The sequence below is a fragment of the Lentzea sp. DG1S-22 genome, from assembly GCF_036321065.1.
Lineage (GTDB): Bacteria > Actinomycetota > Actinomycetes > Mycobacteriales > Pseudonocardiaceae > Lentzea > Lentzea jiangxiensis.
This window is the reverse complement of record NZ_CP143276.1, coordinates 1,458,518-1,470,994: the sequence shown is the minus strand read 5'-3', so window position 1 is coordinate 1,470,994 and position 12,477 is coordinate 1,458,518. Positions and strand designations below refer to the sequence as shown.

Genomic DNA, 12,477 nt, shown 5'->3' with positions numbered 1-12,477 from the left:
AACCCGGAGAACCGACTGTCAAAGACCTCTCCATTGACTGTTCACAGTGGTGTTCCACTCGTCAACAGCAAACGTGCCGCTCCGGGTGCGTATGCGGCACGAACTCGTTGACCGCGCATCACCACCGGACAAGTCGATTTGGCCGCGAAGGTCGGCGGTGTGCACCATGATCCGCTCACTCGACCGTGCTCACACGCCACATACGTCATCTCACCACCGCCCCTGCGCATCCGCTCAGGGCGGTTTCCGCGTGACCTGCTCACCGGAGGAAACAACACGCACGGTGCTCATCCGGCGAGCAGCCGCTCGGCGATGTCGAACCGTGAGCTGACGCCGCCCTTGCGCATCACCGATTCCAGGTGCCGCTCCACCACGGGTGACGCCATGCCGAGGCGAGCGCCGATCTCGGAGTTCGTCATGCCCCACGCGGCGCACCGCGCGACTTGCCACTCCGACTCGGTCAGCTCGAGCGGCACCTGCTGTGCCGGCTCTTCGGGCACCCGCGGCACCACATCCACGGCAGTGCGCGCGCGCTGCTCATCCCACTTGGCTCCCAGGACCGCGTAGCCGGCCAATGCTCGGCCCACCGCCGTCGTGGCGGCATCATCCCGCCCACCTGCCGAGAACAGGCCTGCGGCAATCTCGTCGCACAGCGCGGCTGCGAGCACATTGCCCGCCTGCCGGTACAGTTCCGCCGCGCGCTCGCACCCCGCAGGATCTCCGGACGGGATGGCGGCCAGCAGGGCGAGCGCTGCCGTGAGGCCCGGTGCCGGTGTCCGGCGCTCCCAGTCAGCCGTTTCGCGAGCCACAGCCGAAAGAACTTCCCGCTTCCCCGACGCGAGCGCGAGGCGCACCAGATCGGGTATGACCACGCTCAGGTGAGGCTTGGGCATCTCGCCCGTGCAGACGAGGCTGACGAGACGCTCCACTGCCTCGCCGGGCTGGCCATCCGCGTCCAGCAGGACGGCCCCTGCCCACTCGACCCAGTAGCCGAACATGTTGACGCGACCCGGCGCGGCGGGCTCGATCACCTCGTGGCGGGCGCGTGCCTCGGCCAGCGAACCGCGGCGGGCGAGCACGATGACTTCGAGTCCCTTGGCCGATCGCGTCACGTTGAACTCGTCGTCGTACTGCACCACGTCGACTGCCACCGCCACGTCGGTCAGCGCGTCGTCCCACTGCCCGACGCGGAAGCGGTGCTGCGCGGCGACCGTGTGGTACCAGGCGGGTGCCGCACCCGTGCCGACCTCGGCCGCGCTCAGACCGGCGACCAGCGTGGACCGCGCGTCGTCCGGCCGATCGAGGTCGAGTTCAGCGGCGGCTTTGGTCACGTACAGGGTTACCGCCGTGAACGGCTCCGTCTGGGTGTCGGCGAGCGCGGCGATGCCCGCCCTGAAGTGAGTGATCGCGCGCTCGCGGTCTCCCGCCACGAGCTCGATCGCCCCCAGCAGGTGCATGAGCTGCACAACGGTGCCCGCGTCCGAATCCTCCACCGCGTCCGCCAGCACCGACTCCGCGAGCGAACGGGCGTGGTCGATGAGCAGCAACGAGTTCAGCGCGACCGCCTGCATGCATTGGAGACTGCGCTTCGCCCCTTTGTCGGGAACCCGCTCGGCCAGCGCCGCCTCGGCCTGGCGCAGCGTCTCCTGCGGGTGCCCGCTGTACAACGACGTGCGCGCGAGCAGATAGCGCAGCTCGGCGCGCTGCTGCGGATCCGATTCTTCCGCCATCAGGGCGCGCGCCGTCGCAGCCGCCTCTTCCAGCCTGCCCGACCACAACAGCGCGGACGCGTACTCCCGGGTGAGCTGCCGTCGCAGGTCCTGATCGAGCCCCGCCACCTCACGCGCTCTTCCGAACAGGTCGATCGCGGTGCTGGGAGCCCTGGTGATCACCTCTCGCGCGGCGCGCGAGAGCCACTGCGCGCATTCCCGGTCGAGCAGCGGACTGGCGGCGAGGTGCGCCGTGATGCGTTCGACCGGTCTGCCCAGCTCCCTCAACAGGTGGGCGGCACGGTGCTGCACCGCCCCCACCAGCGGTGCCGGCTTGCTCTCGAGCACGGCTTGGCGCAGCACGTCGTGCCGAAATCCGACGTGACCGGCCGACGTCTCCGACAGCACGCCCGCGACCACGGCCTCGGTGATCGAAGCGGCGAACACGGGCTCCGGCAACGCGGACATCGCGGACAGCTCCGCCAGTGCGCATCCGCAGCCGAGCACCGCGGCCACCTCGAGCACACCGCGCGCCTGCGCGCTCAGCAGCCTCAGGTGCTGGTCGACCACCGAGAGCAGTGAGGGCGGCAGGCTGTACTCGGCCGGTCCGACGAGATCCACCACACCGTCACCGGATCTGACCTTCTGCGAAGGTTTGAGGCCGCGCAAGAGCTCCAGCGCGTACAGCGGGTTGCCCGCGGCTCCTGCGAGGAGCTTGCGCAGACGCTCGCCGGGAAGAGCGCCGAACTTGCGCTCGGCCAGGCCGACGATCGCCTCCTCGCTCAGCGGTGCGATATCCAGCCTGATCGCTCCCGGCCTGTTGGCCATACCCTGCAGCAATTCCTGGACGTGATCGGGCAATACGCCCGTGCGCGCCGTCACGACGACGCCGAGCGGCATCAGGCAGGCCGCCCGCCCGAGCAGGTGCAGCAGCAGCAAACTCGAGGAGTCAGCCCACTGGAGGTCCTCCACCACCACCAGCACCGGCGACCGCACACACCACTTCTCGACCACCGCGATGATCATCCTGGTCACCGCGACCTCGACCTCGCGGTGCGATGTGAACCGGGCGGTCGTGGTGGACTGCCCACGCAGCATGCGCATGAGCTCGACCACGTCAGGCTCGTCGGAGACGTGGTTGAACCCGAGCGCGGCCGTTGCGGCCATGAGCGGCAGGTCCCGCTCCGCTCGTTCGGCAACGCCCGCGCACACCCGCACGCCGCTGTCCCGCGCGGCGCCGAGCAGTTCCGCGATCAGCGCGGACTTCCCGACGCCCGCCTCGCCGCACATCGACACGACGCCGCCCCTGCCCGCCTGCAGCTCACGCAGGAACGAGGTGAGGACGCCGAGCTCTTCCTGCCTGCCGACGAGGTGGCCGGATTCGAGCCTCGCGACGGTGACCGGGCTGGGTTCGACGTGGGCCACGGCCGCGCCCGGTGCGTCCTCCCCTCGCAGGATCGACTCGAACGCAGCACGCAGCAACGGGCTGGGGTCCACGCCCAGTTCCGTGGAAAGCTGTTCGCGCACCTTGTGGTAGGTGGTTATGGCACGGGCCTGCTGACCGCTGTGGCTGTAGGCGATCATCAGCAATCGAACGAGGGACTCGCGGAAGGGGTGACGGGCTGCGTCCGCGGTGAGCAGCGACAGCGCTTCGGTCGGTCGCCGCAGCCTCAACAGCCGATGCGCCAGATCCTCAACCACGCCCAACCGAGTGTCCTCGAGCTCCTGTCCCAACGCGTCGAGTGGCTCGGTCCGTCCGACGTCGCTCAACGGCTCACCGCGCCACAGCTCGAGCGCGGCACCCAACGTGAGCACGGCCTCCTCGTCGTCCATTCCGCGCGAACGCCGGACGAGGTCGAGGAAGCGGGCGTGGTCGGTGGCGTCCGCAGGCCCGGTGAGCACGTAGCCGGGTTCGCGCGTCTGCAGGGAGAGAGACGGGTCCAGCAACTTGCGGAGTGCCCAGATGTGTGTTTGCAAGGACGTCTTGGCGTTGGCAGGCGGGTGGTCTTCCCACACGGCCCGCACCAGCTGGTCGAAAGAAACGGCGGTGTTCAGGTGAAAGCCGAGCACGGCGAGCACTGCCCTGCGTTTCGGCGCGCTGACGACGCGCGGCCGGCCGTCGTCGCCAATCAATTGCAACTGTCCAAGCAAACGCAGGTACATTTCACCTCTACTACACAGGGGTGAGCCTGCTTACCTGGGTGAACAGGTTCGCTTCACTCATCCCTTCGAGCCGGTACGGCCGCCGCTTCGGCGAGCTTGCCAAAGCTAGCAATGGATCTGCGCGAACCCAAAGACGATCACTTTGATCACCCGTTCGGACGATTCCCGATCCTGGTAAGCCGTCGAGGCGCACACTTGTACCTTGTCTCGATCTTTCCCGGGCAGGTGAGCGTTACGAGAGCACGACATGAGTGAGCTTCTGCACAGTTTCGATGCAGACTCCCCGTCAGCCTGTGAGGGTGCGGAATTGTGCCAGGAAATCGACCGCCATCGGCTCCGCCGGTCTTTGTGGTTCCGCGCCCGGTGAACGGAGCCGACACAGCGGCCATGACGTCCTGGCGGCGGCACACCCGCGACACCAGGACCGGGACGGTCTCCGTCGGGGGGCGCCATCCGGTCGTCGTACGCGCCGCGACCGCCATCTCCCGCGCTCTGCCCGCCGAGGCCGCAGCCGCCGTGGCAGCCGGCTGTCAGACCTTGCTGGTGCGGGGCTGGAGCCTGACAACCGGTGCCGCACTCGCCGCGGCGGTGATCCGCGACACGGGCGTCCCGATCGTCGCGGAGGTCGCAAGCACGGTGACCGCCGTAGCACGAGCTCGACTGCTGGGCTGTGCCGGCGTGCGGCTGGTCGTGCGGGACGAAGAGGCTTTCAGCCTGCGGGCTCCCGCACTCACCAGGATCGCCCACGACGCCGGCCTGTCACTGGAACTGGCGCTGGTGCCGCCGCTCCCCCGTGATGAACGACGGCCGTTGCTGCTCGCTGAGGCCTATCTGCGCGTCTGCGCGATGCTCGAGAAAAATCGCTTCACCAATACCCAGCTCGCCGTGACCTGCACCGACCCCCTCACGGTCGGGCGCGCCGCACGCATGCTCGCTGTCGCTTCCGACTACCCGCTGCTGCCCGTGCTGCTCCCCGGCCTCCCCGGCAGCAGCCCCGTGATGAGCGCCTCCGCGTTGACCTACGTACTGCTCGCGGAGGGCGTGAGTGACGGTGTCTGGCTGCCGTCCGCGGGAGACGCGGTCCTGCAGGCGCAGCTGGGCAGAGAAGTGGTGCGCACCGCACAGCGGTTCCGATGAATCGCAACGTCCTCGACGGCTTCCTGAGAAAGCCGGGCGCCGTGCGCCTCGCCGCCGGACGGCGCGTCGAGGACCGGCCGCACCAGGCTATTTGTTCCTGCTCACCACCAGATCGGCCAATGCGCGCAGTTCGCCGGCGGACCATCCCGGCCCCAGCTCGTCCAGGCACGCGAGCGCGAGGCGGTGGTTCCTGATCGCCTGGGCCTCGGTCCAGTCGCGACCGCCTGCCCGCTCGAGCAGACGGGTGGCGCGCTCGGTCGCGGCGGCGTCGGCGATGGACCGCGTCCGGTACATGTCACCAAGCAGCCGTCCAGCCTCCGACCCGGAGCCGATCGCGGCGAGCACAGGCATGGACTTCTTGTAGCGGCGCAGATCCGCACCGGCCGGCTTGCCCGTCACCGCCGGATCACCCCAGATGCCCAGCACGTCGTCGACGAGCTGGAACACGAGACCGACGTGGTGACCGAAGCGGCGCAGCACCTCGACCTCGCCCGGTCCGGCGCCACCGGCGAGCGCACCCAGCGCGCACGCGCACGCCACCAGGGCAGCGGTCTTGCCTGCGACCATCTCGAGGTAGTCGCCGACGGACACCGCGGACGACTTCTCGAACGCCATGTCCTGGTGCTGCCCCGTGCACAGGGCGATCACGACCTCGTTGAGCAGGTGGCATGGCCGCGTGTCATCGCCGACGCCGGCCAGAACTTGGCCGGCCAGCGCGAGCATCGCGTCGCCGAGCAGGATCGCGTACGGCACCCCGAAGCGCGCCCACACCGCGGTCCGGCCGCGGCGCAGCTCGTCCGCGTCCATCACATCGTCGTGCACCAGCGAGAAGTTGTGCACCAGCTCGACCGCGACCGCGGCGCGCAGTGCCTCGTCGTTCGCACGGCCGCTCACCGCGCGGGCGGCGGACAGCACGAACGCGGGGCGCACCCGCTTGCCCTGCGGGGCCGACACGGGCGTGCCCTCCGCATCCCACCACCCCAGGTGGAAACCGGCGCCGAGGCGCAGCTCGCCCGGCAGCCGGTCAACGGCCGCGCGCAGGGGACCGGAAACCTCGTCCCCGCACCGCCGAAGAAGCTCTTCGGCCGATCCGACCGCCGTTTCGCTGCGTTTCACCACTCGCCTGCCTTTGCTGTCGAGCGTGCCGGAACTTCCCGGTGAAGGTAAGGAGACCGGCCGGAACGGCTCCAGCCGAGATTCCGGCGCTTGGGACGGTCCGGCTCGAGTTCACCGGGAAGGACCATGCCGGAGCTCCGACACGACCAGAGCCCGAGTCGTGATCGACTCGCCAGCCCATGTCCAGGGTGGACTCGCGACATCGAAGCGGTGAAGGGCCCGCCGGACGATCGGCTCCAGACGAAGTGCCTGGTCGTGTTCTTCCCGTGTGCAGGTCTGCGCGGACGGGCAAAGACGTTGGCCGGTGAGGGAAATCCCGGCGCGGCCGACCCGCACCGCCACTAGCGTCGAGTGCCGCGCCGAACAGCAGGAGACATCATGAGCCGCGATGACGACCGGGTCCCCACCGCGCGAGGGAGGATGCCCCTCATCGGGCACAGCCTGGCGATGGCGCTGCGCAAACAGCGGTTCATGCGCGGCCTCGCGGGCCAGGGCGACCTCGTACGTCTCCGGCTCGGGCGCCGCACCGCCTACTACGTGCACAGCGCGGACCTGCTCCGGCAGATGCTCGTCACCGACGCCCGCAGGGTCGGCAAGGGCTGGGTCTACGACCGCGTGCGCAATCTCATCGGCAACGGCTTGGTCACGGCGGACGGCCCGGTGCACGCCACCCACCGGAGGATGATGCAACCCGCGTTCCGCCGCACCTGCATCTCTTCCTACGCCGGCGTGATGACCGAGGAGGCGGCCGCGCTCGCCGCCTCGTGGCGGCCGGGAGAACGTGTCGCCGTCGACGACGAGGTCGCCCAGCTCGCGGGCGTGGTGATCGCGCGCTCGCTCTGCTCTTCCCGGCACCTGACGAAGGAGGCCTCCCGCAGGCTCGCTTCGCTCAGCAACACGGTGATCAGGACGATGAGCGTCCGGGCGATGCTGCCGATGGGCGTGTGGGAACGCCTGCCACTTCCCGGAGCACGCAGGACCACCGCGCGGATCAGGGAGTTCCACGCCATCGTCGACGAGCTGATCGCGCGGTACCGCGCCGATCCCGAGCACCACGACGACCTGCTCGGCATCCTGCTGTCAGCACGTGACGAGGACACCGGTACGACCATGACCGACGCGCAGGTCCACGACGAGATCACCACGCTGTTCGTGGCAGGCGTCGAGACCACCTCGGCGGCGCTCGCCGGGGCCTTCTACGAGCTCGCGCGCAACCCGGCGGTCGAGCGGCAGGTGCTCGACGAGGTGGACGAGGTGCTGGCGGGACGGGAGCCGTCCTTCGCCGACCTGCCCCGCCTGACCTGTACGCGGCGATTCCTCAACGAGGTGCTGCGCCGCTACAGCCTCTGGTTCCTCATGCGGCAGGCCAACGACGACCTGCGCTGGGGATCGCACCACATCCCGCGCGGTACAACGCTGATCTTCAGCCCGTACTCGCTGCACCACGACGAACGCTTCTACCCGGACCCCGGCCGGATCGACCCGGACCGCTGGCTCGACGGCGATCACCTCAAGAGCGCCTTCGTGCCGTTCTCCACGGGACCACGCGGTTGCATCGGCGAGTCGTTCGCGTGGGCGGAGATGACGATCACACTGGCGGCCGTGCTGCGCAGGTGGCGTCTCGAACTGCCCGCGGACTCCAAGGTTCGGCTCGTCACCAGCGGCACGTTGCGCCCCGAACCGCTGACCATGATCCCCACGCCGCGCTGAGCGCGATCCACGTCGCTGAGCTCACCACGGTGGCACCGTCGGCTTCACGGGTCGCGACGGACGAGAGCTCTGCTGCCTGCCCCCGAACTCGACTCCGCCGACATCGCGCAAGACGCTCAAAGCCGTTTCACGAACCCAACACCCGCCTCCGCAACGCCCGCTGCACGACGGGGCGGCGCGACGCCGGGTTCGCGACATCGGACGAACTGCCCGTTCTCCCCCACAGCCTCGCCCGAGCGGATAGTTCTGCGCGCCAGAGATTCCTCCACTCGCCATGGCGATGCTGCCATGCGTGCAAGAGACGAGGAGTTGTGACGATGACGCGAATGTCGCCCTATGCAGCCGACAGCGCCGCCGCGTGGTACCGCGACCACATGGCATGGCCTGCCTGTGTGACCGGAAACGCCGTGGTGTTGCCACTGGGACGCGGTCTGGTCGCGTTCGACGTCCCCGCGGACCGTGCGGTCCAGGTGCGAGACAGGATGGAGCACAACGGTTTCAGCACCCCCGCCCTACTGGTCGGTGCACGGGGGCCGAGAGCGGTGTTCCTCGCGGAAACCGACGAGGTCGTGCTGGGTCAGTTCCAGATGCCGGGAGACGTGCGCTTCTTGACCGTTCCCTCCACAGTGGAACTTCCGCTGCCGAATGCGCGGGCGACGCGGGGCACGGCGTGGTTCTGCCCGCCCGACCCACGCCGCCGATGGCTGCTCTCCGCGAGCACGGTGCTCGCCGCGATCGACGCCGCCACACCGCCTCCGATGCGCACGCGGCAGCGGCAAGACCACCGCCAGGCCGCCTGACCGCCCCGCCACGACGATGCCCACGGCGGACCACCGGAACCATCCCGTGCTCGGCCGATACGCGGCCGCACTGCGGGCGGCGCTGCGTGACGTCGAAGTCGGACTCCTTGTCGCGACCCCGCAGGAAGTCCGCGCCGTAGGCCGCGGTTTGCTGGCGCAAGGCCGTCCGCCAGTGGTCAGCTCACGGTTGTTCGCCGTGGTGGTCGCGGGAGCAGCGGGTGCCGGCCCCCTCGAGGCGCTCCCTGTTTCCGTTCTGTCCTGTCTGTGGTGGACAGGAGTGGAGACGATGAGGCGCGACCCCGCGCGGCTGCCGATGCGCTACCTCGACTCACAAGGCCCGCGCACCCCGACGCGTGAGGCCTGGGCGCGCGATCTCGTGCACCCCGCGGGCACCAAGGCCCGTACGATCGCCCGGACACCTCGCGATGTGCTCGCCGGCGGAGCATCGAGGCGGGAAACCGCGTACGCGCGAGAGGCCGCGATGGCCGCGCGGACGAGCAACGGTGCCAGCGCAGGTGACTGGCGCCGTTTCGGCGAGCGGTACGGCGTACTCGCCGACCAAGCCGCCGCGTGCACCCCGGCCCCTGCGCACCGCACACCCCCTTTGCTGATCGCCCACGCACTGGCGACCGCGAGCACGTACCGCAGGCAACACCTGGTTCGGCTGAGCCACGAAGCGCAACACGACGTCAGCGCGCGGCTGACGCTGCGCGACCTCTCGTGCTCCCCCGCTGCCGTGTCGGCCTACCACCGCGATCTCGTGGTGATGCGCCACCGGGCGCGGGCGTGCCTCGCAGAGCTGGGATCTCCAGGACCTTTCACCGCGCTGCTGCACGGCGACCTGGACTTCTTCCTGCGCCGAGCCTCGGTGTGGACGCGTGAAGTGCTCGGTGCCACCCACGGCCGGTGACCCTCACCTGCTCCCACTGATCTGACCGGTCCGCGGACGCGCCGGACTCGTCGATCATCGGAAATGAGCGGTCCACGCGCGCACGAATCAGCTCAGTTGCGCGCAACACACGCCCACCTCCGCACTGACGTCGACGCGGTTGACGCCTGAGCTGCAGCGTTCAACGCGCGTGACGCCAAGGCTTTGCCGCATTTCACCGAGGATGCCGTCGACGAGGATGCCCTCGTCGGCGTGGTGGTGCGATCCTGCTCCGGTGTCGCGAACCATGCGGAACTGTGGCTCCGAGCCGCGCCGGACTTCCGTCTCCAAGTGAGCGACGTCGTCACCGGTGGACGGTCCGCTGCCGTGCGGTGGACCATATCGGGCACGCTTGCAGTCGATGCGCTCGCCAGGACAACCCGGTGGGCTGATTACCGAGAGTTCCTCCGCGTCCTGGACATGAGCGTCATGTGCCTTGTACCCCACGGTTTGATCAGCCACTGCTGGGACTACTGGGACGCCGCCACGCTGCTTTCCTGCGGACCACGGGTGTGCACACCGACGACTTTCCTGCGATCACAGGAGGAAAACCGTCACCGGGTGAAACCCGGGAGGTCTCATCCCACCATGTATCGCCTGTTCATCGGGCTGGCAGATCGTCCAGGACGGCGACCAAGCACTTGACGACATCCTCCAGCCAGTCGAGTGTCGGCTTTGCCATCTGACCACAGGAGTTTCCTTCGTGATCAGTCACAGTGATGATCGACGTGATGTAGATCCGGACGGCCCTGACCCACTCCTGTGCGTCCACACGGCTTGCGAGTTCGACCCGGCCGCCGGCGAGGGGCAATGTCGTCAGAAAACTTCGAAGTGAATCACCGACGGATCCGAAGCATTCGTTCTCCACCAGGGCCAGCACGCAGCCGGGCTCCTCACCCACCTGGTCTCGCAGGATCGCGAGCAGTCGTGGATCGGTGGTGACGGCGACGGGAAGCAAGGCATCCTGTTGTTCGAGAACCGCGACCGGTGAGTACGAGCGAGCCCGATGCTCGAGCAGGGCCAGCAAGCCTTCGGCATAACTGCGCAGGACCGTGACCTCGTACTCGGCGAACAAACCGATCAGCCTGCCGTCACAGCGGTCCCAACAAACCATCAGCTCAGTAGAGACGACAGTGCCCGCAGTCGCGCAGCTCCGAGCGGAAGTGTGCCCCTTCCGCTCGGCGGCGATGCCCTTAGTTCCTTGATCTCGCCCTCCTGTGCGCATCGGTCCCGGCACTCCGCCACGGTGAGATCTGCGGCGCTCATCTGCATACGAGCGTTCTGCAGGGTGGATTCGCAAGAGCTGGAGGTGCGTCCGGTGTACATGCGGTGAAAGGCGACAGCCGGGTTGCCTGCGTGCCGGTCGGCGTCGTGCCGCATCGGCGCCCAGCACCTGAGCACCGTGGTTGCACTTCATTGGAAACCGATCGACTGCCGCGATCCCGAGGTGGTTCTCCGCGGCGAATCCCGACAACCGTCCGGCCAGCCGAAGTCATGATCGGAAGGACATCACCATGGCGGTTCCCCTGCACAGGCCCTCATTGGTGACCGCCCGTGGTGGTATGCCCGTCGTCGGCCATCTCCCTCGTCTTCTCCGCGACCCGCTGGGGTTCGTCCAGTCGCTTCGCCACCAAGGCGACATCGTGCTGATCCGGCTGGGCACCAAGCCCGTGTACGTGGTGAACGACCCGGATCTGATCCAGCAGCTCTACCTGACGGATGCTCGCCACTTCGACAAGGGCCGCTTCTTCGAGAAGCTCGCGGTGATGACCGGGAACGGAGTCGGCAACTCGAAGGGGGACTTCCACCTCCGTCAACGCCGCCTGATGCAGCCTGCCTTCCACCGGCAACGGGTGGCCGGATACGTCGACCTCATGCGGGGTCAGATCGAAGCGCTGATCACGCCGTGGGAGGACGGCCGTCCGGTGTCCGTGAACGGCCTGATGCTCGACACCGCCTACACCATCGTCACCAAAGCGATGTTCACCTCCGAGGTCGCCGCTGACGCCGCCGGCGTGGTGCGCGAGACGCTGCCGGTGCTCATGGCCGGCATCGCTGTCCGGACGCTGTCCCCCACCGACCTCGTGGAGCGCCTGCCGCTCAAGTTCAACCGGGACTTCGACCGCGCCAACCACCGGCTGCACGACACGATCGACCTGGTCATCACCTCTTACCGGGATGGCGCGGGTGAGGGTGACGACCTGCTGTCCATGTTGATCGCGGCTCGGGACGCGTCGACGAACGAGTCGATGACCGACCAGCAGGTCCACGACGAGCTCATGAGTGTCATGATCGCCGGCACCGAGACGATCGCTTCCGTGCTGGCTTGGATGTTCTACCACGTCGCCAGGCACCCCGAGGTCCAGCGGAGGATCCACGCGGAGCTGGACGAACGGATCGGTCAACGACCCGTCACCGCGCCGGACCTGCGCGAGCTGACCTTCTGCCGCCAGGTGACGACCGAGGCGTTGCGCAGGAACAACCCCGCCTGGCTGTTGACGAGGCGATGCACCACCGACGCCACCCTGGGCGGCCACGACTTCCCGGCGGGCACCGAGTTCGTAATCAGTCCCACCACCATGCACCGAGACCCGGCTCTTTACCCGCGGCCGTACGCCTTCGACCCGGACCGGTGGGCGGCTGAGCGCGCCGGGAGCATCCCCCGAAATGCCTACATGCCGTTCGGCGCCGGCGCGCACAAGTGTCTTGGAGACCAGTTCGTCCAGACCGAACTCCTGGTGGCCCTGGCCACGATCATGAGCAGGTGGCGCCTCCAGCCGGCACCGCACAACACCGTGAGGGAGGTCGTGCGGGCCACCACGAGGCCCAGCGACATCCTGCTCGTGCCGAGGTCTCGAGTGCTGAACCAGGAGCCACGAGCACACACAGCGGAGTAGGACCCACCTGACGAGAG

9 protein-coding genes are annotated in these 12,477 nt (G+C 68.5%); 6 read left to right on the top strand and 3 right to left on the bottom strand.

Going from position 1 to position 12,477, the window contains the following annotated elements; translation table 11 throughout:
• Nucleotides 1–287: 287 nt before the first annotated feature.
• Nucleotides 288–3,848, bottom strand: coding sequence for a BTAD domain-containing putative transcriptional regulator (locus V1227_RS06410; RefSeq protein WP_329791548.1), 3,561 nt, complete (start codon nt 3,846–3,848; stop codon nt 288–290).
• 411 nt (nt 3,849–4,259) lie between these two features.
• Here V1227_RS06410 and V1227_RS06405 point away from each other — a divergent pair, with 411 nt between their 5' ends.
• Nucleotides 4,260–5,009: a flavodoxin-dependent (E)-4-hydroxy-3-methylbut-2-enyl-diphosphate synthase gene (locus V1227_RS06405; protein WP_329791547.1), complete on the top strand. Its 750-nt coding sequence runs from the start codon at nt 4,260–4,262 to the stop codon at nt 5,007–5,009.
• Between the two features lie 87 nt (nt 5,010–5,096).
• On the opposite strand, the gene V1227_RS06400 is transcribed toward V1227_RS06405, so the two are convergent.
• A complete protein-coding gene (locus tag V1227_RS06400; RefSeq protein ID WP_329791545.1) occupies nt 5,097–6,125 on the bottom strand; it encodes a polyprenyl synthetase family protein in 1,029 nt (342 codons plus the stop codon).
• A 378-nt stretch (nt 6,126–6,503) separates the two neighbouring features.
• Here V1227_RS06400 and V1227_RS06395 point away from each other — a divergent pair, with 378 nt between their 5' ends.
• The 4 genes from V1227_RS06395 (at nt 6,504) to V1227_RS40560 (ending at nt 10,208) form a co-directional block, all read left to right on the top strand.
• Nucleotides 6,504–7,835 carry a cytochrome P450 gene (locus tag V1227_RS06395; protein ID WP_329791544.1) on the top strand — a complete coding sequence of 444 codons (1,332 nt, stop codon included), beginning with the start codon at nt 6,504–6,506 and terminating at the stop codon, nt 7,833–7,835.
• A 392-nt stretch (nt 7,836–8,227) separates the two neighbouring features.
• A complete protein-coding gene (locus tag V1227_RS06390; RefSeq protein WP_329791543.1) occupies nt 8,228–8,635 on the top strand; it encodes a hypothetical protein in 408 nt (135 codons plus the stop codon).
• Between the two features lie 286 nt (nt 8,636–8,921).
• Nucleotides 8,922–9,545 carry a hypothetical protein gene (locus V1227_RS06385; RefSeq protein WP_329791542.1) on the top strand — a complete coding sequence of 208 codons (624 nt, stop codon included), beginning with the start codon at nt 8,922–8,924 and terminating at the stop codon, nt 9,543–9,545.
• Nucleotides 9,546–9,728: 183 nt separating this feature from the next.
• Nucleotides 9,729–10,208 carry a nuclear transport factor 2 family protein gene (locus V1227_RS40560; RefSeq protein WP_442916465.1) on the top strand — a complete coding sequence of 160 codons (480 nt, stop codon included), beginning with the start codon at nt 9,729–9,731 and terminating at the stop codon, nt 10,206–10,208.
• On the opposite strand, the gene V1227_RS06375 is transcribed toward V1227_RS40560, so the two are convergent.
• A complete protein-coding gene (locus V1227_RS06375) occupies nt 10,165–10,677 on the bottom strand; it encodes a DUF2017 family protein (RefSeq protein ID WP_442916464.1) in 513 nt (170 codons plus the stop codon). The genes V1227_RS40560 and V1227_RS06375 overlap by 44 nt on opposite strands.
• Nucleotides 10,678–11,077: 400 nt before the next feature.
• On the opposite strand from V1227_RS06375, the gene V1227_RS06370 reads away from it, so the two are divergent.
• Nucleotides 11,078–12,460, top strand: coding sequence for a cytochrome P450 (locus V1227_RS06370; protein ID WP_329791539.1), 1,383 nt, complete (start codon nt 11,078–11,080; stop codon nt 12,458–12,460).
• Nucleotides 12,461–12,477 lie beyond the last annotated feature (17 nt).